Source organism: Bacteroidota bacterium (genome assembly GCA_016706865.1).
Classification (GTDB): Bacteria; Bacteroidota; Bacteroidia; order Chitinophagales; family BACL12; genus UBA7236.
Genome location: JADJIS010000003.1, coordinates 1,930,359 through 1,953,384, shown reverse-complemented (window position 1 = coordinate 1,953,384; position 23,026 = coordinate 1,930,359). Strand labels below are relative to the sequence as shown.

General features: G+C 36.2%; 20 protein-coding genes. 14 read left to right on the top strand and 6 right to left on the bottom strand.

Annotated elements, in window-relative coordinates:
- Nucleotides 1-204: 204 nt before the first annotated feature.
- The 10 genes from ccoS (at nucleotide 205) to IPI31_17720 (ending at nucleotide 10,960) form a co-directional block, all read left to right on the top strand.
- Entirely contained in the window at nucleotides 205-384 is a 180-nt protein-coding gene (gene ccoS, locus IPI31_17765; protein MBK7569672.1) for a cbb3-type cytochrome oxidase assembly protein CcoS, read from the top strand.
- 3 nt (nucleotides 385-387) lie between these two features.
- Nucleotides 388-2,532 carry a cytochrome-c oxidase, cbb3-type subunit I gene (gene ccoN, locus IPI31_17760; GenBank protein MBK7569671.1) on the top strand — a complete coding sequence of 715 codons (2,145 nt, stop codon included), beginning with the start codon at nucleotides 388-390 and terminating at the stop codon, nucleotides 2,530-2,532.
- A gap of 5 nt (nucleotides 2,533-2,537) precedes the next feature.
- Nucleotides 2,538-2,711 (top strand): cbb3-type cytochrome c oxidase subunit 3, encoded by a 174-nt coding sequence (locus IPI31_17755; GenBank protein MBK7569670.1) that lies wholly within the window; start codon nucleotides 2,538-2,540, stop codon nucleotides 2,709-2,711.
- A 22-nt stretch (nucleotides 2,712-2,733) separates the two neighbouring features.
- Nucleotides 2,734-3,897: a c-type cytochrome gene (locus IPI31_17750; GenBank protein MBK7569669.1), complete on the top strand. Its 1,164-nt coding sequence runs from the start codon at nucleotides 2,734-2,736 to the stop codon at nucleotides 3,895-3,897.
- 726 nt (nucleotides 3,898-4,623) lie between these two features.
- Nucleotides 4,624-6,021 (top strand): cytochrome c oxidase accessory protein CcoG, encoded by a 1,398-nt coding sequence (gene ccoG / locus IPI31_17745; GenBank protein ID MBK7569668.1) that lies wholly within the window; start codon nucleotides 4,624-4,626, stop codon nucleotides 6,019-6,021.
- Between the two features lies 1 nt (nucleotide 6,022).
- Complete coding sequence (locus IPI31_17740) at nucleotides 6,023-6,454, top strand: FixH family protein (protein MBK7569667.1); 432 nt, start codon at nucleotides 6,023-6,025, stop codon at nucleotides 6,452-6,454.
- Nucleotides 6,451-7,152 (top strand): sulfite exporter TauE/SafE family protein, encoded by a 702-nt coding sequence (locus IPI31_17735; GenBank protein ID MBK7569666.1) that lies wholly within the window; start codon nucleotides 6,451-6,453, stop codon nucleotides 7,150-7,152. Before IPI31_17740 ends, IPI31_17735 begins: the two co-directional genes overlap by 4 nt.
- 456 nt (nucleotides 7,153-7,608) lie before the next feature.
- The gene (locus IPI31_17730; protein ID MBK7569665.1) at nucleotides 7,609-8,703 is read left to right on the top strand and encodes a Nif3-like dinuclear metal center hexameric protein; all 1,095 of its coding nucleotides are present in this window, start codon (nucleotides 7,609-7,611) and stop codon (nucleotides 8,701-8,703) included.
- 3 nt (nucleotides 8,704-8,706) lie between these two features.
- The gene (locus tag IPI31_17725) at nucleotides 8,707-9,456 is read left to right on the top strand and encodes a hypothetical protein (GenBank protein ID MBK7569664.1); all 750 of its coding nucleotides are present in this window, start codon (nucleotides 8,707-8,709) and stop codon (nucleotides 9,454-9,456) included.
- Nucleotides 9,457-9,484: 28 nt separating this feature from the next.
- A complete protein-coding gene (locus IPI31_17720) occupies nucleotides 9,485-10,960 on the top strand; it encodes a hypothetical protein (GenBank protein MBK7569663.1) in 1,476 nt (491 codons plus the stop codon).
- A gap of 1 nt (nucleotide 10,961) precedes the next feature.
- Here the strand turns inward: IPI31_17720 and IPI31_17715 are convergent, their stop codons facing one another.
- On the bottom strand, nucleotides 10,962-12,464 hold the full coding sequence (locus IPI31_17715) for a T9SS type A sorting domain-containing protein (GenBank protein MBK7569662.1): 1,503 nt from the start codon (nucleotides 12,462-12,464) through the stop codon (nucleotides 10,962-10,964).
- 114 nt (nucleotides 12,465-12,578) lie between these two features.
- On the opposite strand from IPI31_17715, the gene murB reads away from it, so the two are divergent.
- Nucleotides 12,579-13,592, top strand: a complete 1,014-nt coding sequence (gene murB / locus IPI31_17710) for a UDP-N-acetylmuramate dehydrogenase (GenBank protein ID MBK7569661.1) — start codon at nucleotides 12,579-12,581, stop codon at nucleotides 13,590-13,592.
- A 4-nt stretch (nucleotides 13,593-13,596) separates the two neighbouring features.
- Here the strand turns inward: murB and IPI31_17705 are convergent, their stop codons facing one another.
- Complete coding sequence (locus IPI31_17705) at nucleotides 13,597-14,463, bottom strand: SDR family oxidoreductase (GenBank protein MBK7569660.1); 867 nt, start codon at nucleotides 14,461-14,463, stop codon at nucleotides 13,597-13,599.
- Nucleotides 14,464-14,703: 240 nt separating this feature from the next.
- Between IPI31_17705 and IPI31_17700 the strand changes: the two genes are divergently transcribed.
- Both IPI31_17700 and IPI31_17695 read left to right on the top strand, forming a co-directional pair.
- Entirely contained in the window at nucleotides 14,704-15,096 is a 393-nt protein-coding gene (locus IPI31_17700; protein MBK7569659.1) for an acyl-CoA thioesterase, read from the top strand.
- Between the two features lie 194 nt (nucleotides 15,097-15,290).
- Complete coding sequence (locus IPI31_17695) at nucleotides 15,291-16,931, top strand: hypothetical protein (GenBank protein MBK7569658.1); 1,641 nt, start codon at nucleotides 15,291-15,293, stop codon at nucleotides 16,929-16,931.
- A 556-nt stretch (nucleotides 16,932-17,487) separates the two neighbouring features.
- On the opposite strand, the gene IPI31_17690 is transcribed toward IPI31_17695, so the two are convergent.
- The 4 genes from IPI31_17690 to mnmH form a co-directional block, all read right to left on the bottom strand.
- Nucleotides 17,488-18,738, bottom strand: coding sequence for a pyridoxal phosphate-dependent aminotransferase (locus tag IPI31_17690; GenBank protein MBK7569657.1), 1,251 nt, complete (start codon nucleotides 18,736-18,738; stop codon nucleotides 17,488-17,490).
- Between the two features lie 171 nt (nucleotides 18,739-18,909).
- Complete coding sequence (locus IPI31_17685; GenBank protein ID MBK7569656.1) at nucleotides 18,910-19,578, bottom strand: hypothetical protein; 669 nt, start codon at nucleotides 19,576-19,578, stop codon at nucleotides 18,910-18,912.
- Nucleotides 19,579-19,629: 51 nt separating this feature from the next.
- Nucleotides 19,630-20,679 (bottom strand): selenide, water dikinase SelD, encoded by a 1,050-nt coding sequence (selD, locus tag IPI31_17680; protein MBK7569655.1) that lies wholly within the window; start codon nucleotides 20,677-20,679, stop codon nucleotides 19,630-19,632.
- 14 nt (nucleotides 20,680-20,693) lie between these two features.
- A complete protein-coding gene (mnmH, locus tag IPI31_17675) occupies nucleotides 20,694-21,767 on the bottom strand; it encodes a tRNA 2-selenouridine(34) synthase MnmH (protein MBK7569654.1) in 1,074 nt (357 codons plus the stop codon).
- A 28-nt stretch (nucleotides 21,768-21,795) separates the two neighbouring features.
- Between mnmH and IPI31_17670 the strand changes: the two genes are divergently transcribed.
- Nucleotides 21,796-23,019 carry a TlpA family protein disulfide reductase gene (locus IPI31_17670; GenBank protein MBK7569653.1) on the top strand — a complete coding sequence of 408 codons (1,224 nt, stop codon included), beginning with the start codon at nucleotides 21,796-21,798 and terminating at the stop codon, nucleotides 23,017-23,019.
- Nucleotides 23,020-23,026: the final 7 nt, after the last annotated feature.

Genomic DNA, 23,026 nt, shown 5'->3' with positions numbered 1-23,026 from the left:
ACCTCCACTCAAACTGTTAACCCGCGGGGTTGCAGCGTAGGGCAGGGGCGCGGTGAGGGGAGAACGACGAGGATCGAGCTCCAAATTATTTTATTTATGGTATAATTTTATTTTACCAAGTTATTCCAGGTGATTTAAATCACCTTTTGGTTTGAATTATATCATTCTACGAAAAACCTGCGCTCCTCAACTTAGCGTTCGATTATGGAAGTAATAATTCTACTTATTGGTGCAGGTGTTCTGGTGGCTGGCGGATTCCTTTTTGCATTTATCTGGTCGGTGAGAACAGGGCAATTTGAAGATGATTATACTCCCGGTGTTCGCATTCTTTTTGACGATGAAAAAATAATTGATAAACCTAATTCCACAACTAAAAAAAAATAAATTATGGATCTCGTAAAGGTGAGTTACGACAATAAAATTGTAAAACAATTTGCAATTGCCACGGTATTCTGGGGATTAATTGGAATGTCCGTAGGATTATGGATCGCACTTGAATTGGTTTTCCCGAAATTAAATATGGGAATACCACAAATTACATTTAGTCGCGACCGACCAATACATACCAATGCAGTGATTTTTGCATTTGTTGGAAACGGAATTTTTATGGGAGTATATTATTCGCTTCAACGTTTATGTAAAACACGAATGTTCAGCGATCTGCTGGGCAAAATACATTTTTGGGGATGGCAATTAATTATTGTATTGGCTGCATTGTCGCTGTCGATGGGATACACCACTTCTAAAGAATATGCAGAATTAGAATGGCCATTGGATATTTTAATTGCATTAATGTGGGTTGCATTCGGAATTAATATGATGGGCACCATTATTAAAAGAAGAGAACGACATATTTATGTTGGTATCTGGTTTTATATTGCCACATTCGTTACGGTTGCAATGTTGCATATTGTTAACTCCATGGAAATTCCGATATCGCTAACAAAAAGTTATTCGATGTATGCAGGTGTGCAGGATGCTTTGGTGCAGTGGTGGTACGGACATAATGCAGTTGCATTTTTTCTTACAACTCCATACTTAGGATTAATGTATTATTTTTTACCTAAGGCAGCAAATCGTCCGGTTTATTCTTATAAATTATCTATAGTACATTTCTGGACCTTAATATTTTTATATATCTGGGCAGGTCCTCACCATTTATTATATACTGCATTGCCACATTGGGCACAAACACTTGGAACTGCATTTTCCATCATGTTAATTGCACCTTCCTGGGGTGGAATGGTAAATGGATTATTAACGCTGAGAGGTGCATGGGACAAGGTGCGCGACGATGTTGTTTTGAAATTTATGGTGGTTGCTGTTACATGTTATGGTATGGCAACTTTAGAGGGGCCATTGTTATCACTTAAAAACGTAAATGCCATTGCGCACTTTACCGACTGGATTGTTGCACACGTTCACGTTGGCGCATTGGGATGGAATGGATTTCTAACATTCGGTATTTTATATTGGTTAATTCCGCGCATGTGGAAAACAGAATTATATTCAAAATCGCTTGCGAATTTTCACTTCTGGATAGGAACACTCGGTATATTAATTTATGCTGTTCCAATGTATTGGGGAGGATTTGCACAAGCATTAATGTGGAAAGATTTTAATCCGGAAGGACAATTAACTTATTCGTTTCTGGAAACAAGTACACAATTAAAAGGAATGTATGCATTGCGCTCGATAGGAGGTACTCTCTATTTAATTGGTGTAATAATAATGACATACAATTTAATTAAAACAGCTAAACAAGGAAAGTTCGCAAATAATGAAGATGTGGAAGTTCCTGATATGCCGAAAGTAATTAAAGTGCACAAAGGTGAATTCTGGCATCGCGCAATTGAAAGAAGACCTGTTCAAATGATGGTACTTGCATTATTGATTGTATTAATTGGTGGTATAGTGGAATTAATTCCAACCTTTTTAGTAAAATCAAATGTTCCAACTATAGCAAGTGTGCAACCTTATACTCCACTGGAATTGCAGGGAAGAGATATTTATGTGAGGGAGGGATGTTATGTGTGCCATTCGCAAATGGTGCGACCATTCAGAGATGAGGTGGTTCGATATGGCGAATATTCCAAAGCAGGTGAATTTGTTTATGATCATCCATTCCAATGGGGATCAAAAAGAACGGGACCGGATCTTGCGCGTGAAGGAGTTGGTGTATTGAAAAAACCGGATAGCTGGCATTATATGCATATGCTTGATCCGCAATCAGTTTCAACGGGAAGTATTATGCCTTCATATAAATGGATGCATGTAAATGAATTGGATACCACAACCACAAGAGCGAAGATAAAAGTGATGCAGAAATTAGGTGTGCCATATCCGGAAGGTTATGAGGAGATCGCTAATAATGACCTTATGATCCAGGCTGATATTATAGCAGAAAGTTTGCGCAAAGACGGAATTGAAACTGCAAGTAATATGGAAATAGTTGCACTTATAGCATATCTGCAGCGATTAGGAAAAGATATAAATACAGAAACAACATCTCAACAACAAACCCAAAAATAAGTGTTATGAATTTCATGCATTATTTATCAAGTATCGAAGGAGTGAGTATTTACCCGATAATTTCATTGATCATGTTCTTTGCTTTTTTTCTGATATTATTTCTGCGTGTGAAACGCATGGATAAAACAGAAATTGAAGAACTGAAAAATATTCCTCTCGATAATAATAAAACCAATTAAATCATTAACTAAAATGATTGTGATGAAAAACTACGCCTTGAAAAATAAAATAATTTTAGCCATTATTTCCATTTTATTTGCTTCACCTGTATGGGCAGTATCAACCGAAGCTCCTGATAAAAATTGGTACATGGATGATGTTACTTTTTGGATATTAATTGCTGTTGCAGCAATATTATTCTACGTAATATATGCACTTACAGAAGTTGTGATCTGGAGCGGGAAAAAAAAGGTGGATGATAAAAATAAACCTTCTGCTAACTTGATACTTTTATTAATTGGTGCAGGTCTGTTAGTTGTCCCAAATGATGTGCTGGCGCAGGCTACAAGCCTTGCTCCGGTGGAAACAGCAAAAGAAAGTATCTGGACAAGTGTTTATCTTCCGCTGTATATTTTAATTGCAATTGAAATTTGTACAATAGCATATTTGACTCTGATGCTGGTGCAACTTTCACGTAAAGAAAAATTACAGGCGGCTCCAGGTGTGAAATATGAAACCTGGTTGGCGCGCACATGGACAAAATGGAATTATAAAGTTCCGATAGAACGGGAAGATGAAATGATCTTATCTGATCATGAATATGATGGTATTCAGGAATTGGATAATGGAATGCCGCCATGGCTTCAATATATATTTATTGGAACTATAATTTTTGCAATTGTCTATTTATGGAAATATGATATTGGTAACGGTTTGCGTCAGGAGGAGGAATATGTAATTGAAGTGGAAAAAGCAAAAATTGAACTCGCTGCATATTTGGAAAGCGCTTCGGCAAATTATGATGAGAACTCTGTGATTTTATCTACCGATCCTTCCGTTTTATCCAACGGTAAAAACACCTTCACTCAATATTGTGTTACCTGTCATGGAAATTTCGGAGAAGGAAATGTAGGTCCGAATTTTACCGATGATTATTGGATACATGGTGGAAAAATAAATGATCTTTTCAGAACAGTATCCGAAGGTGTACCTTCTAAAGGTATGGCGAGTTGGAAAGAAATTTTAACAGCAAAACAAATGTTTGAAGTTTCAAATTATATTAAATCACTGCACGGAACAAATCCTCCAAACCCTAAAGCACCACAAGGAAATTTATATACAGAAGGTGCAGAGGTTAAGGGAGATTCCGGAGTTATAATATTGGATAGTTTGAGCGTTGATACTATGGAGGTGGCAGGGAAATAGGACATAGGACATAGGATATAGGACACAGGACTTGACATAGGACATGGGAAGGGGACATAGGACAAAATTGTATCAGGTATCAGGTATCGGGTATCAGGAAAACATAGGGTGGGGTTTTTAGTTTTTGGAAACACCGCAAGCCGGATTCACGATTCACGCTTCACGATTCACGAAAAAGTATCAGGTATCGGGTATCAGGAAAACATAGGGTGGGGTTTTTTAAAATTTAGGAGAGAGTGAGGTTCTCGCTCAAAGCGAGGGACTCACTAACGTTACCCAAGGGGGACATAGGACACAGGATATAGGACACAGGACTTGACATAGGACATGGGAAGGGGATATAGGATAAAATTGTATCAGGTATCAGGTATCGGGTATCAGGAAAACAAAGGGTGGGGTTTTTAGTTTTTGGAAACACCGCAAGCCGGATTCACGATTCACGCTTCACGATTCACGAAAAAGTATCAGGTATCGGGTATCAGGAAAACAAAAGGTGGGATTTTTTAAAATTTCGGAGCGAGTGATGCTTTCGATAATAGCGAGGGTCTCACAAACGGCATATTCCCAAAATTTCGCAAGAAATTTAAACTCCTTTCTCCTTTGTAGAAGTAGGAAATAGGACCTAGGAAGTAGGAAAACAAACATTGGGATTAAAAAAATTTCGCAAGAAATTTAAACTCCTCTCTCCTCTCTCCTCTCTCCTTTTATCATGCAAAGAAAATTATTATGGAAGAGCAAAAATCGTTTCGAGATACAATTACCACCGCTGATGGTGAAGGGCACAGGAAATGGGTATACGCAAGTAAACCTGCGGGGAGATTTTATAAATGGCGCACGCTTGTTAGTTTAATTTACCTGATCGTATTTTTTACACTTCCCTTTATTAAAATTCACGGTGAACCACTTTTCCTTTTTAATATTCCCGATAGTAAATTTATTTTATTCGGGGTAATATTCTGGCCGCAGGATTTTTTTCTTTTTGCATTGGGGATGGTCACCTTTCTCGTATTTATAATTTTCTTCACAGTTTTATATGGAAGGTTGTTTTGCGGATGGGTTTGTCCCCAAACAGTTTTTATGGAAATGGTTTTTCGTAAAATTGAATATTGGATCGAAGGAACAGCGGAACATCAGCGAAAGTTAAATAGAGGACCACTTACCCGCGAAAAAATTATTAAAAAATCATTTAAACACTTAATATTTTTTGCCTTTTCATTTTTAGTTGGAAATACATTTTTGTCGTACATAATTGGTGTAGACAGACTCTTTGAAATAATGACAGAACCCCTCTCACAAAATGGTGGAGGTTTGGTAATGATGGTGATATTTACCACAGTGTTTTACGGAGTTTTCGCATTTTTGAGAGAGCAGGTATGCACATTTGCTTGCCCTTATGGGAGATTACAAGGTGTTTTATTGGATAAATTTTCCATAATTGTTGCTTACGATTATAAACGCGGGGAACCTAGAGGACATCATCATAAAGGCGATACAACTTCTACAAACGGTGATTGTATTGATTGCGGTCTATGTGTTCGTGTTTGTCCCACCGGTATCGATATTCGCAATGGAACTCAGATGGAGTGCATCAATTGTACTGCATGTATTGATGCTTGTGATTCCATTATGGATAAGATTGAAAAACCGCGTGGATTGATCAGATATACTTCTGAAAATAATATCATCTCCGGTGAAAAAATAAAATTTACTCCAAGAATGAAAGCCTATTCATTAGTGCTTTTAATTTTGGTTTCAGTGCTTACAATAATGCTTGTTACCAGAAAAGATGTTACAGCAACAATAACACGTGCATCCGGACAATTATACCAAAAGCGCGATAGTTTACAAATTACAAATCTGTATAATATCAAGGTGGCTAATAAAACACATGAGGCATTTCCTATCCATTTAAAATTGGAAAATATTGATGGAGAAATTCAAATGATTGGGAAAGAACTCTCCATAGAAAAGGAAACACTTGCGGAAGGAACATTTTTTATCGTGCTCGAGAGAACTCAGATACATTCCATGGAAATGGATCTCGAAATTGGAGTATATAGCGATGATAAATTATTGAGAACTGTAACAACATCATTTTTTGGACCTGTAACTAAAAATAAATAAAATGAACTGGGGAAAAAAAGTTTTATTTCTGTATTTAGGTTTTGCCGGATTGATGACCTTTATGGTGATCATGAGTTTCCGCCAAAACACCGATCTGGTGACCACCGATTATTATGCAGAGGAATTGATATTCCAACAACAAATTGATGCTTCCAATAATGCGAAACCATTTATGGATTCCATTATTATAAAAGCAGAGGGTGAAATGGTCAATATTAAATTTCCTTCTGATTTTTATTCAGCAACAACCGGTGAGGTGTATTTTTATAAAGCCTCTGATTCGGAGTATGATCACAAATATCCTTTAGAACTCAATGCAACAGGAATGCAACAGTTTAATAAAAGCACCTTTGCAAAAGGATTTTATACACTTAAGATCAAATGGGAAAAGGAAAATAAAAAGTATTATCTCGAAAAAAGTATTGTATTGTGATTGCCTTATTTATAACGGCTTTTGTTACCGGATTATTCGGGAGTTTACACTGCGCCGGCATGTGTGGACCACTCGCATTGTCTTTCAACATGCAGAATACCGGAAATACTTTTTTTAATGCATTGATATATAATCTCTCCAGAATTTTTGCTTATTTTTTATTGGGAATTATTTTTGGCGCAATAGGATTAAGTTTTTCGTATGCGGGAATGCAACAGTGGAGTTCCATTATAATGGGTGCTGTAATTATTATTTTAATAATTATCCAATATCTCTCGCATAAAAACAATTTCCCTTTTTTAACCAGATATACAAATTTTATTAAACAGAAAATAAGTAAAGCATTTTCATCAAAAAGTTTTTATGGAATTGCATCTTTGGGGTTTTTAAATGGCCTTTTGCCTTGCGGACTTGTATATCTCGCATTAGCAGGTGCAGTAGCAAGCGGCCAAATTATTACAGGTGGAATTTATATGATGTTATTTGGACTGGGCACCTTGCCACTCATGTATACTTTTTCCGCTTTTGGTAATTATCTCGGCGTACACAAACGCATTTTAATCAGAAAATATCTTCCTGTTTTTAGTATTCTAATTGCTTCTCTTTTGATTCTAAGGGGCTTGAATTTAGGAATACCCTACCTAAGTCCACATTTTGACATAGCAGGTGAAGTGATGGATTGTTGCAAAGTAAAATGAAGGAATGAACACCCGTCGACCTACAAGGTTTTTTTTTAACCTGGTAGGTCTGACAGGAAGGGTGTAATAAATAATGTATGAAAGATTAAATTACGGAGGAGGGAACGCTGATGACGCGGATTGAGCGGATTTAAAAAGGATAAAAAAAAATCAAGATTGGAAAATGATAATTTTTTTTGGCTGTTCATTCGTGCATTCGTGGCTACCCCTTTTAACCCACTATATATACAAAAATAATTAAGCCACGAATGCACGAATAAACAGCCGATATTATCGTAATATAATATTGTATTTACAAGTAAATTATATATAGTAATTTGTTGCTTCAAATCTCTACATTACTCTCCTCCGTCTAGGTGCATGTAAATCAATGTTCACTGTATATTGCGAAACCTCTGCGTCCTCTGCCCGTCTGCGGCCACTGCGGGAAACCCTTTTTTTTCTTACCTTCGTTCCATGACAATTTCTGAGATCACAAACTTTCTTGAAACCTTTGCACCACTATCGCTGCAAGAAAATTACGACAATTCGGGACTTATTGTTGGAAATAAAAACGATACTGTTTCTGGTATATTAGTTTGTTTGGATTCATTGGAGGCAATAGTTGAAGAAGCCATTCAAATAAACTGCAATTTAATTATTGCACATCATCCGATTATATTCAGTGGAATAAAAAAATTGAACGGCAATAATTATATTGAAAGAACAATTATCAAAGCAATTAAAAACAATATTGCTATTTATGCCATTCATACTAATCTCGATAATATTCGCGATGGAGTGAATGCTATGATCGCTGAAAAACTCGGTTTAGAAAATTGCAAAGTTTTATCCCCAAAAAAAGGATTTTTAAAAAAACTGGTAACCTTTGCACCAAACGAAAACGCAGGGGATATCCGAACTGCCATTTTTAACGCAGGAGCCGGAGAGATCGGAAATTACTCCAATTGCAGTTTTAACCAGGAGGGCACCGGAACTTTCAGGGGGAACGAACTATCTAATCCATATGTCGGACGCAAAGGAGAGCTCCATTTGGAGCCGGAAACGCGAATCGAGGTCATTTTTCCTTCATTCCTGGAACAAAAAGTGCTTTCTGCTCTGTTTAAAAGTCACCCATACGAGGAAGTAGCCTACGATATTTACAGTCTGGATAATTTTCATCAAAATATTGGCGCCGGGATGGTCGGCACGCTAAAACAGCCGATTTCGGAAGGTGATTTTCTACAATTTGTTAAAACTACCATGCGCTGTGGAGCTCTGAGACATACAGCTTTTTTGCAAAAAACCATATCGAAAGTGGCTGTTTGCGGGGGTTCCGGCAGTTTTTTGTTGGCAGACGCCATTGCAGCCGGAGCCGATATTTTCATCAGTGCCGACTTCAAATATCACCAGTTTTTTGATGCGGTTAACAGGATCCTGATAGCGGATATCGGCCATTATGAAAGCGAACAATACACAATAGATATGCTCTGTGCTTTATTGACGAAAAAATTCCCTACCTTTGCGGTTCATTTTTCAAAAATTAATACTAATCCTGTTAACTACCTATAAACTATGGCAGCAGTAAAGGACTTGACCGTTAAGGAAAACCTTCAATCACTCTGGAAACTCCAGAAAATTCATTCTAAGATCGACGATATTACCATCCTGAAGGGTGAACTCCCAATGGAGGTAAGCGATCTGGAGGATGAAATAGCGGGACTTGAAACCCGTATGCACAAGCTTGAGGCAGAGATGAAGGACATTGAGCTCGATATTTCGAATCGTAAAAATGTGATCAGCAATGCAAAATCGCAGAATAAGAAATACGAAACTCAGCAGAACGCAGTTAAAAACAGCCGCGAATTTGATGCTCTTACAAAAGAGATCGAATTAAATAAGCTGGATATCGAATTAGGCGAAAAAAAGATCAGAGAGGCAACTGTAGGGAAAGACGCAAAAGCAATTGCAATTGAAGATGCAAAAGCAGCATTTGATGTTAAAAAGAAAGATCTTAAGAAAAAGAAAGAAGAATTAGAACGCATTATAGAAGAAACAGAGAAAGAAGAAGCGGAATTGGCGAAAAAAGCAACCAAGGCAGAAAAAGATCTGGAAACCAGATTATTGGGTGCTTATTACCGCATCAGAGATTCTTATCGCAATGGACTTGCGGTGGTTTCTGTTGCAAGAAATTCATGTGGTGGATGTTACGCAGTAGTTCCTCCACAGCGTCAAGCGGAGATCAAACAAGCGAAGAAGATCATCATCTGCGAACACTGTGGCCGTATTTTGGTGGATGACACCATTTTAGATGCTAAAGATTAATTTAAATTCTATTTAATAATTTTAAGCCATGAAGAAAAAAGCAATTATTTTCTTTATGGCTTTTTTTATTGTGCACATTGTGGTGGCACAGAAATACGATTTTAATAAACGTTGTATTGAAGCTTATACCTATATTCAGGAATTGCGATTTGCAAAAGGTCGCCAATTACTGGAACAGGAGAAAAAAGAAAATCCCACTAATCTTATTCCCTACTACGTAGAAAATTATATCGATTGGCTTACTACTTATATCAATGAGAATGAAGCCGAATTCGATAAACTGGAACCCAATAAATCGTTAAGGCTTGATAAATTGGAAACGGGTGATAAAAATTCGCCGTATTATTTATATTGTCAGGCGGAAGTTATTATTCAGTGGGCCTTTGCCAAATTAAAATTTGAGGAATATCTGGGTGCCTTTACGGAAGTGCGCAAAGCATATTTATTACTGGAGGAAAATCAAAAAAAATTCCCTGATTTTGTTGCCAATAAAAAAAGCCTGGGAATGTTACACGCCATCGTTGGAGCCATTCCCGACCAATATAAATGGGGAGTGAACATGTTGGGTATGGACGGCACCATCGATCAGGGATTGAAGGAATTAAAATCGGTAATTGATTATTCAAAGACTAACGAATTTGTTTTTGAGCGCGAAGTAACTTTATATTATGCATTCTTGATATTATATCTTGGAAGAGATGATGTTGCGGCCTGGAATATTGTGAAGGATATGGACACCAAAACAAATTTATTGAATGTATTTTTTGTTTCCAGTATTGCAATGCGAACAGGCAGAAATGATGTTGCCATAGGAATATTAAAAGGCCGTCCTTCCGGAAGTGATTATCTGAATTATCACTATCTTGATTTTATGATGGGTCTCGCAAAAACGAGAAAACTGGAATCGGATGCCTCTTCTTATTTCGAAAAATTCATACAGAATTATAAGGGTAAAAATTATATCAAGGAAGCCTATCAGAAAATGGCGTGGAACGCCTTATTGCAGGGAAATAAAGATAAATATTGGGAATACATGTACTACGTAAAAACGCGTGGTGATGATCTGATAGATGACGATAAACAAGCTTTGTACGAAGCGGAAAGCAAACATGTTCCGAATGTGATCTTATTAAAGTCGCGTATTTTATTCGATGGTGGATATTATAAAGAAGCACTGCAACAATTAGAAGGAAAAAGTGTGGATGATTTTAAAGAGGAACGTGACAAAGCTGAATTCACCTATCGCGCCGGACGTATCTGGCACGCAGCCGGACAACCCGATAAGGCCAAAGGATTTTATCTTGCCACCATTAAAACAGGAGAGGATCTTCCCTATTTTTACGCCGCAAATTCCGCACTCCAATTAGGAACCATTTTTGAAAAAGAAAAGGATTTTTCTAAAGCGAAGTACTACTATCAACTTTGCATCGACATGCCAAATAAAGAATATACCACAAGTTTAAATGGTTTGGCTAAGGCGGGGTTGAATAGGGTGGGAGGGTGAGTTAATTTTTAATAAATTTACCGGAATACAATTGATCACCTCCAATAACCTCAATAAAGTAATACCCATTAATTAATTCATTTATTGGTATCTCAACAATTTGACCATTGCAATTCAGTGTTAAAACCTTTTTACCTTCCACAGAATAAATATTGACTTCGTAATTATTTGAATTTTGTAAATTTAATGTAATCAAATTCTGAGCAGGGTTAGGAAATACTGAAATTTCGGATAACGACTTATTTTCAATAGCAAGATCTAAATTGCTAAAGTCATACGGTACACCCCATTCCAACAAACCTACATGAAAATAAACCATATCGAATTTATAATAATTTTCCGAATCGGTTGAGTCTTGGTAATGCATCAATCCAAGACCATCACCATAAAGCTGTTCTGGTTGAGAAATATTATCAGGATTGCTTAAACATCCTGTTGCATCATCATATTCAAACCAGTCATAAACATATTTATGAGCAATACCTTTATAAATGGAATCCTCTTTAATCCAGTCCGAATATCCAAAGTTTGTTGCTTCAAACACACATAATTCCAAGGTATCAAGATAACCATAATCAGCATAAACATAAGTAACCATAACAGTATCCCAAGTTACATTGGCGGATGGTAATCCATCAATATATAATGTATCAAATAGCACCCTTTCCATAGTGTAGGTAACTTCAGTTTCTGATTCAGCAATTTCCATCACAAAATATTTCCACGCACTAATTTTTTTGTCGGCACCAGAAACAAGATCCGGAGCAATTTCTTCTCGGTAATGAAATTCATAACCCGTTTCATACCCAAATGCATTTTTCGCATCAACATCCGCTTTATGTTCAAATGGATTTGTAAGCCCTCTTAACAAATATTGATTTGAATCCCCCGGTGAAGGGAAAATTCTGAAATCAAAAAATTCTATTAGACCATGATCTTTTGAAATATCAATTTTAGTTTGGTTTGGAAAAGAGTCAAGCACTATCATTCCTGCAAAAGTGAAAACATTTAATTGCACTCGGTATACCGAATCTGGAGTGTCGGGTAAAGGTGAAAATGGGATGTGATTAATAACGATTGCACTTACGTAAGAACCATCAGGCCAAGTATACATATGCCACGAATCGCCATCAGCTATTTTATTTCTTATAAAAATACTATCTCCATTATTATTAAAAAAAACATGCGTTCCATAAATGTCGTCTTTTTTTATCATTTTATATCCCAATAAAGTTGTATCACCATTTAATGCGACACAGGATCCGGCATTTAAAGTATCCAGGAAACGATTAAAATAAAATATTGAATCTGTACCGTCTGCAACAACGGAATCAATTTTCACAAATACATAAGAGCTATCAAACTCAAGACTATCTCTTTGGGTAAATGTCATATACCTATCCTTATTAAACAAAGCATAATTTTGACCCTGCATATCAGTGGTAAAAACTGCGAGGAGGAGAAGTATCGGTAAAAATGAAAGTTTCTTTTTGTTTGGCAACATGTTTGAAAGTTAATATCCTTAAACTACTATATTCTGTTACTTTTACCGTAAAAATAACAAATCTTTAAAACTTGAACCATAACGTTCCGGTTTTAGCCTTTAAAACCAAGAAAATTGAAACTGCAGGAAAACTTTTCACTCAAAGCATACAATTCATTCGGAATTGATATAAAGGCTGCATTTTTCGGCCAATTGTATTCCGTAAACGATCTGCAGGAAAGTATTGCAGCCGGTTTATTTAAAGGTCAGTTTCTCATACTTGGCGGTGGAACTAATATGTTGTTTACCGGCGATTTTCCTGGAGTTGTTTTGCGCAATAATTTAAAGGGTATCGAAAAAGTCTCCGAAAACGATTCAACCGTTTTAGTTCGTGCTGCCGGAGGTGAATTATGGCATTCACTTGTTCAATATTGTGTGGATAGAAATTGGGGAGGGGTAGAAAATTTATCTTTGATCCCCGGTACCGTTGGCGCAGCTCCCATGCAAAATATAGGTGCTTATGGTGTTGAACTTCAGGATGTATTTTACTCTTTGGAAGCAATGGATATTTTGACGGGGGAAATAAAAGTATTTAATTACAATGATTGTAATTTCGGTTACAGGAACAGTGTGTTTAAAAATACTTTAAAAGGAAAATATTTTATTACCTCAGTTACGATGCAATTAAATAAAAATGCGCAGGTAAACATTTCCTATGGTGCCATTAAAGATGTATTGCAAAAAAATGGAATTTTAACTCCGGGAATTAAAGAGGTTTCAGAAGCTGTAATCAGTATCAGAAAAAGTAAATTGCCAGATCCTGCAGTATTGGGAAATGCAGGAAGTTTTTTTAAAAATCCGGAAATTGAGGTCAGTAAATTTGAGAAATTATTATCCGTGTTTCCGGGTATGCCTTCTTATCCTGCTCCCGGCGGGTTAACTAAAATACCAGCAGGATGGCTGATCGAACAATGTGGTTGGAAAGGAAAACGTATTGGAAACACCGGCACACATAAAGATCAGGCTTTGGTTTTAGTAAATTACGGCAACGCATCAGGCCATGAAATTTATACACTTGCCATGGAAATAAAACAATCGGTGAAAGATAAATTTGATATTGATATTTATCCGGAAGTAAATATTATTTAATATTTTATTTCTTCTTCCGCATCATCTCCATCATATCCCATAACTGCGACGGAACTTTTTCCAACATATTAAATTCACCTGCACCTTTTAACCATTCACCACCATCAATGGTAATTACTTCCCCATTTACAAATCCCGCATAATCAGAAATTAAATATGCGGCAATATTCGCGAGTTCCTGATGATCACCTAATCTGCCGACAGGTATTTTTTTTGTAAGATCAAATTCTTCTTTCAAGTCGGGTGGCAATAATCTGCTCCATGCACCTTCCGTAGGAAATGGTCCGGGTGCTATGGCATTTAGCCTGATACCGTATTTTCCCCACTCAACAGCAAGACTTCTCGTAAGTGCCAAAACTCCTGCTTTAGCACATGCGCTTGGCACCACATATCCTGAACCTGTCCAAGCATAAGTGGTTACAATGCTCATTACATTTCCTTTTATTTTATTTTCTATCCAGTATTTTCCTAATGCAAGAGTGCAATTATAACTTCCTTTTAAAACAATATCTACAACGGTATCAAATGCTCTGTGCGATAATCTTTCTGTTGGTGAAATAAAATTTCCGGCGGCATTATTTACCAATACGTCAACCTGTCCGAATTTTTCTATCGATAATTTTAAAACATTTTCAACCTCCTCATAATTGCGTACATCACAGGCAACTGCAAAACAATTTCCTTTTGTTGATGCACTTAATTCGGCAGCAGTTTTTTCCAATACATCTAATTTTCTACTCGTAATTACTACGTTCGCCCCTAATTGTAAAAAATATGTCGACATACTTTTTCCTAATCCCGTTCCACCTCCGGTAACAATTACGGTTTTTCCTTGCAAAGCTCCATCGCGCAACATTGGTTGATTATACATACTTTTTATTTTTTGTAAATATAGTAGAAATGCCAACAATTTTAATGAAGACTTTCCCTTCTTAAAGGCAAAAGTGGGCGTGTCCCTACGGGTCGGGCTTTTCGCTGCAAGTCCTCGCCTCGTGCCTCGGCTGTGGGCTTTCCGCTACAATCCCTCACGCAGTTACCATCATAATTTTTCTAAGAATAAAAATTAAATTTCCCCATTTTATTCCCATCTTTAAAGCTCCAATTAATAATTATGCATACAATTAAAGTACGAGGTTTCCATTGCGACATGTTCGGTCACGTAAACAACGCCCGTTACCTCGAATTTTTAGAGGAAGCGCGTTGGGAATGGCTGAACCGATTAGGGCCTTTCGAATTTTTTGAAAAAAGAAATTTGAGTTTTGTTGTTGTAAATATTAATATTAATTATAAACGTCCCAGCATATTAAACGACGAATTATCAGTAACCGTAGAAATTAAAAACATCGGAAACAAAAGTGCAACCGTTCATCAAAATATCACCCGAATATCCGACAATAAATTAGTTGCCGATGCCGATGTTACTTTTGCAATGGTTGATAATACAACAGGAAAAGCAATAGAACTTGATGAGGAGATTAGGGGGAAATTGACAATTGACAATTGATAATTGACAATTGAACAGCCGGGGTTATCGATGACCCTATGGGATTTACAAACACCTACAGGTTTTGCGACGACCTCACAGGTTTTGGAAACCTGTGAGGTCTGTCATGCGAAGAAGAAATTTACATTTTAACCAACTATAAAATTAATTATACTTGACAACCTAAATTTTACCTATAAACAAACCAAATAACTATGAAAACCCAAATCGCTTTAAATCTTAAATTAAAGATGTTATGTTTTTTATCAATTTGTTATATTAACAATCCTCTCCAAGCCCAAATAAAATGCGAATCCTTCAAGCAGGTAAAAACCGGCGAAAATATCTCCTCATCATATGCTTATTGGGTGGGTGGTAAAGCAGATCTTTGGGGTAATTCGTTTTTGGACATTTTCGTTTTGGGTTCGGGTAATATTGTTCTGGCAAGTCTTCAACCTGAAAGTCTGTATATGGAAAAGTATGATGCTCAACTCAATTTAATTAAATCAAAAAGTCTGGACATCGTAATGAATAAATCCAGATCTTATTATGGTGTTACGCATCTGGAAGATCATATATTTATTCTCTATACAGAAAAAGTAAATACCGGAAATGTGCTTAAAAGTACAAGGTTGTTTGCTCAGCAAATTGATACAGGCTCTCTTGAATTAAGTCAGGATAAGATGGATCTGCTTGGAAGTGAAGAGGAGATTGAATTTGAAAAGGATGTACCCGGAACCGTTTTTGCTCCAAAGGCTAAAGTTTATATCGGATTTTCTAAGGATCATAAATATTTTTCCATTATGTTGCATGATCAGACCAAAAATGATTTTGCATTGGCAAATTTCGTCTACAAGGTATTTAATTCTGATCTTTCCACTGCTTATGAGGGTAATGTTTCCACCGAATATAAATTAAGTGATCTGCGCGGAATCGAAACTGGAATAAGTGACGATGGGGAATTTGCATTAGGTATTGGTGTTGAAAAAAAGTATAAAAAAGGTGCAGGTGATTATATTACATACACGATTTATTTTACAGATAAAACAAATAAAATTCATTCAGAAAATTTAGAAGATGAAACGGGTTATTCAGAAAGTGTAAATTTTAATTTTGTGGATAATAAATTATTTGTTGATGTAACCTGGCAAAAATTTGACGACAAACTATATTACGACTCCGGTAAGATGTACGTTTTCGATATAACAAAAGGAAATAAAATAGATGACTTTTCAAGTATGGTATTTGACTATTTAACTCCTGAGGAAGCTGCTTCCTATGGTAAAGAAGGAAAAAACGGATATAATGGCTCTTCTAAAGAGTTTTTGTTACATAGCATTCAAAGTGATGCAGATGGTAATATTTACCTTTCTTATAAAGATTATTTACCGGTGCTGCCTCCGGGAAGCGGAGGGTTTAGTCCGAACAATATGAAAAATTTAGAATTAGGTGCAATTGCATATGTTAAACTGGATGAAAATTTTGAAAATGTGTGGGCGCATCTCTTTTATTTTTCTGATTGGGAAACAAATGAAATTTTATTGGAAAACAATAGAGTTCATGCTTTTGGTAACAGTTATGAAAAGATAAGTGCCGGTGCCGACCAACCGGATGTTAAAACGGTTTATAAGTCGCAGGTTGATGCCGGTAACAAAGGTGAGTTATATCGATATGATATTACGTTTAATGAAAAAGGTGATTTTGAAATAAACGAATTAGTGGGTGAATGTAAAATCCCTTTTAAAGATTATATCTGGATCAAAGGAGATTATTTTCTTGAATTAAATTCATTTATTTATTACGGCCGCCCCGAAGGAAAAAATCAACCGGGATATTTGTTTAAGTTTGGATATTAGAGGGACACGGGACACGGGACACGGGAAAACAAACGGTGGGATTTTTAAATTCCTAAACCGGAGCGAGTGAGGCTCTCGCTCTTAGCGAGGGTCTCACTAACGGCATAGTCCAAAAAAAATTCGCAAGAAAATTAAACTCCTTTCTATTAAGTATCAAGTATCAGGTATCAAGTATCAGGAAAACAAACTTTGGGATTTTATAAATTCCCTAAACCGGAGCGAGTGAGGCTCTCGCTCTTAGCGAGGGTCTCACTAACGGCATTGGCCAAAAAAATTTCGCAAGAAATTTAAACTCCTTTCTATTAAGTATCAAGTATCAGGTATCAAGTATCAGGAAAACAAACTTTGGGATTTTATAAATTCCCTAAACCGGAGCGAGTGAGGCTCTCGCTCTTAGCGAGCGTCTCACTAACGGCATTGGCCAAAAAAATTTCGCAAGAAATTTAAACTCCTTTCTCCTCTCTCCTCTCTCCTTTTAAGTAGTAGAATTAGTTATCGAAGTCTCCATATTAATATAAATCAGGCTATTCAATTATCAATTGTCAATTGTCAATTATCAATTATCAATTGTCAATTTCTTCATCGCCTTTTCTAAACTCTCCAAACACGCCTCTACGTCTTCCATTTTTGTTGTTCCAACACTCAATCGGAACCAAGGGCTTTCTTTTTCACTTCCAAAGGCAAAAAATGGAACCAAGGCCATTTTCGCTTCATCTAGTAAATAGGAGGCAACATCAGCCATTGTGTCAATGCGTTTCCCTTCTGCAGTTAATGCACCTCTAAAATCAATTTTAATTGTTAAATAAATAGCGGCTTGCGGTGCAATACATTCTACAGGATAATTTTTATCCTGTAATTTTTTAAATCCGGCATAAAATCCATCGAGACGCTGTTGTATTTTATTTTTGAAATCCGTCAAAAATGAATTTACAACATCATCCATCATTAAAAAATTTGCTGATGCTACTTGTTCGGGTTTTGGACTCCAGGCACCAATATGTGATAAAATGCTCTTCATTTTATCTATAATTTGTTTCGGACCGAAACTCCATCCTACACGAATTCCCGTAGCAGATAATGATTTACTTATTCCATCTATATAAATAACATATTGTTTCAATTCAGGTCGCAGTGAAACGGGATCATAATGTTTTGTTTCCCCGAAGGTAAGTGTCCAGTATAACTGATCGTATAAAATATACAATGGTTTTTCGTCGGCTCCTCTTCGGTTATTTTCTGCGATAACAAGATCGCATATTTCCTCCAGATTATTTTTTGTAAATGTTGTTCCGGTAGGATTAAGCGGTGAACACAGCGCAATTAAAGTTGCATCTTTAACATGAGGTGCAATTTCATCTGCCGTTGGCATAAAATTATTTTCCGGTTTTGTAAGCACCTCAATTTTCTGACAAGTACTTAAATGCGTATAATGATTATTGTTCCAACTTGGGATAGGATAAATTACTTTGTCACCTGCATCCAATAAAGTAATATAAGTTGCATATATCAAAGGTCGTCCACCACCTGCAATCAAAAATTCATCCAGCGAATAATCCAATCCCTGATTTTTTTTGATAAAATGCTGGGCAGCCACACGTAATCTTTCAATTCCATTTGCAGCGGGATAATTTGTTTCATTATTGCGATAAGCGCGAACGATCTCTTCTTCCAACTCTTTAGGAATAGGGAAAATTTTAGGATCGAAATCGCCAATGGTCATATTGTAGATCTTCTCACCCGTTTTCATACGGTTCTGAATTTCTGCTGCCAACTTTATGATCTCGCTCCCAATAAGGTTTTCAGCCATTTGCGAAACCTTCAGTTTTTTTTGTGTAGCCATTGTCTCCCCCATAAATGCAAATTAAACTTTTTTTTTCCAAAATGTGCTTACTACAGCGAAGAAATTTCGTTGACAAATTGTACGAATTTCCACAAAAAAGTGAATTTTTCAGATAAAACAACTGGTAAAGACCTTTTTTCAGAAGGTTTTGCACAAACCAATAGATGCAGATATATTGTGAATACTCCAATTCGGATTCGCTCTCAACGGTTCATCCAACGATAGAAATTCATATTCGTATTTTGGGTTAATTTGTAATGCCCAGTTTTCTATTATCAAATAATTTAATTCACATTCTACTCCGGTGTTGATCTTGCGTTTTATATCCTCACTTTTATAATCACTATGTAAAAAATAAGAACCGACATTCAGATTAAGATTTCCGGACCAAAAATCTGTTTTAAATAAATTAAATCCCCCTATTAAATAATATTCCAATTCATAAATTGCATTGGAAATATAAGTAGTATCTATTTCAATAAGTCCTGATATTTCCGATTCCGTATTGTAATAATTAAAAAGATCACGTTGAAATCCAACACCTAATCCAATTTGAAGACCATTCATTTGATATAATATTTTGGACTGCAATTTTACCGATGGTCCACTTCCTACAGATTTCACCTGGACATTGTCAATAACATTTCCGGAAGCATCGTAAAATGTAACATTTTTTACCACATCAACCCAACGAGTATATCCTCCGCCACCACAAATACTCCAAACGAGATTTTGTTGACCGTAAATTCTGTTGAAAGGTGCAAAGAACAACAGCAAATAAAAAAATGTATATTGTGTGGTCCTCATTGTTATGGTTGATTTAAATTCTGATTACAACCCGCAACTAATGATTTTACTTCAAATTACATCAACAACAAAAGCGCCTTTTTCCACCAATTTTCCAAAGCACTTAAGTTCAAACCCATTTGTGATCGCTGTTTGCTCAAATTCACCTTCAGACCCGGCACTCACAGCTACCAATAATCCTCCACTAGTTTGCGGATCACATAGAATATTTTTTTTATGGTCGTTTAGTCCATTTATTTTGTGACCATAACTGTTGAAATTCCTAATAGTTCCGCCAGGTACTGACTTTAAGTCGAGATAATAGTTCAAAATGGTTGCATCTATAGTAGGTACTAATTCAAATTTAATTTCTGCGCTCAGGTTACTTCCTTCACACATTTCTGTTAAATGTCCCAATAACCCGAAACCGGTAACATCGGTCATCGCTTCAATATATTTTAACTTACCAAACACTTCTCCAACCTTATTTAATTGCATCATACTATCAGGCGCAATATCTGCATGTTCGGGTTTTAATATTGCTTTTTTTTGTGCTGTAGTTAATATTCCTACACCTAATTTTTTGGTGAGATATAAACTACATCCCACACTTGCTCCGGAATTCTTTTTTAAATTCGGCAGATCAACTAAACCACTCACTGCTAAACCAAATACAGGTTCAGGGCAATCAATGCTATGTCCACCTGCTAAAGGAATTCCCGCCTCGGCACATGCTTGTCGGGCACCCTCTAAAACCAATCCTGCATAATAGGGTTCTATTTTATCAATTGGCCATCCTAAAATTGCTATTGCCATTAAAGGTTTTCCTCCCATGGCATATACATCGCTTATAGCATTTACACTTGCTATCTTTCCAAATTTAATTGCATCATCCACGATCGGCATAAAAAAATCGGTGGTGGAAATTAATCCGGTGCCATTTCCAAGATCATACACTGCAGCATCATCCTTTGTTTCATTACCAACTAATAAGTTAGGAAATATATTTTGTTTGCCAACCGATTTTAATATTTCATCCAGAATTTTAGGTGATATCTTACATCCGCAACCGGCACCATGAGAATATTGTGTGAGTTTAACCTGTTCTTTTTCGAGTTCCATAATATATTATTTTATTAATGTAAATTAATTTGTTGCAATGAAATATTTTTTTTATTACTAATTCCTTTATCCCCTATAAATTGTAATATTTCGTTTGCATTTTCCGTTGGGTTGATTTTTTCCATCTTTATTTCAAAAATGTTTTCAGCAATACGTTGCGATAATCCGTAATTATATGATTTATCATAATACACAAGTACTAACTTGGTAGCCTCATATAAATTTCCGGCTTCATAAAATTCCAAAATTGCTTTTGCGTGTTGACCACCTAATCGTTTTGTTATTTTATTCACCGAATTTATCACACCTGCCTTATCAAAATGACCATAAGTTTCTACTAAAAATTTAATTCTTTCTTCCACAGGAAAATTGCAATAAATAACAGGAGCTGTTCGCATTTGTTGCCATATGGTTTCGGGAATAAAAACTGTACCGATAAGATGACTTTCGTCCTCGAGCCATATTCTTTTATCCATTTCAAAAAAGCGCAACCCCTCAAACAATAAATTTTCAAACATTTCCGTAGTGGGTTGAACATCTTCACCTAGATCTCCAAATGCACTTCCTTTATGGTTGGCAAGTTTTTCAAGATCTATCACTTGTTCACCGCTTGTTTTTAAGGCAGATAAGATCTTCGTTTTTGCACTTCCTGTTCTTCCTCCCAAAATTATATACTCCATATTTTGAAGAAATAAATTTTGAACCTCTTTGCGATAAGATTTATATCCACCTTTTATTACTTCTGTATCAATTCCACAAAACGATAATAGGGTAGCCACACTTTTACTCCGCATTCCACCTCTCCAGCAGTGTAAAACAATGGGTTTTCCGCTAAACTTTTCTTTGATTTCTGCCACCATGGGAGCCATTTTGGGACCAACAATTTCTAAACCCTTCAAAATAGCTATTTCCCTGCCTTCCTGTTTATATGCTGTTCCAACAATTGCGCGTTCAGCATCATCAAACAAGGGCATATTTATAGCACCGGGAATATGTGCATGTTTAAATTCCTTTGGTGAACGCACATCGATTATCTGAACTTTTTGAGCCTTTTCGAGATATTGCTGTATAGATATTTCTTTATACAATAATTTAACTTTGCTGTAAACTTACGGAATGAAATTAAAATTGATCGGTGTTTTGTTTTTGATTAGCGGCTATTCCGCTGTTTTTGCAGGTAAAACTGTGGAACTACAGGCGAAATACAGAGCGGTTTTGTTTACTCCCGGTGGTGAACTTCCATTTGAATTGGAACTCAAAATTGATTCCATCGGAAAGGGAGTTTTTACGGTAATGAACGGAGAGGAACATATTTCAAATACCTTTAAGTATAATCCAAACGACTCATTTGATCTTGCCTTTCCTGTTTTTGATACCTATATGCGTGTTGTTTTCAAAGATAAAAAATTGGAAAGTTTGGACGGCATTTGGTATGATCGCTCAAGAACCGGAAATTATTATTTAAAGTTTAATGCGGAGTTGTATGATAAATTTCGATTTATAAAAGCACCATTATCGCCCTTGGAAAATATTACCGGTAAGTACGCCACTACATTTTCAGACGAATCAAGTAAAGATGAAACAGTAGGAATTTTTAAACAGGAAGGATCACATTTAAGTGCAACCTTTTTGACAACCACCGGTGATTATCGTTTTTTGGAAGGGGAGGTAAGTGCAGATAGTTTTTATCTTTCTGCCTTTGATGGTTCACATGCTTTTTTATTTAAAGGTAAAATTCAGGATGACAAAACCTTAACCGGAAATTGGTGGAGTGGTATACATTATACTGCTTCTTTTATTGCGCAAAGAAATGAGAATGCAAATTTGCCGGATCCGAAATCGTTAACTTATATTAAAGATGGTAATTCGAAATTCGAATTTGCCTTTCCTGATGAAAATGGAAAAATGGTTTCTTTAAATGATGAACAGTTTAAAAATAAAGTGATCATCGTTTTGATTACAGGCACCTGGTGTCCCAATTGTATGGATGAAACCAGTTATATGAGCGAGGTGGAGGAAAAATATAAAGGCGCTGATCTCGAGATTATCGCATTGTCATTTGAACGAAAACCGGATGCCCAAACCTTTAGAAGTAATATTGAAAAAGAAAGACTTTATTTTGGAATTGATTATACCATTTTAAATGCCGGACTACCAAAAGATGCAACTAGTGTTTTGCCTATGTTGAATAAAGTGATGGGTTTTCCAACCACGATCATCCTTAATAAACAACATGAAGTGGTAGAAATTTATACCGGTTTCAGCGGACCGGCAACCGGAGAAATTTTTGTGGAATTCCGTAAAAATTTCGAAGAATTAATTGATAAATTACTAAATTGATGGAGGG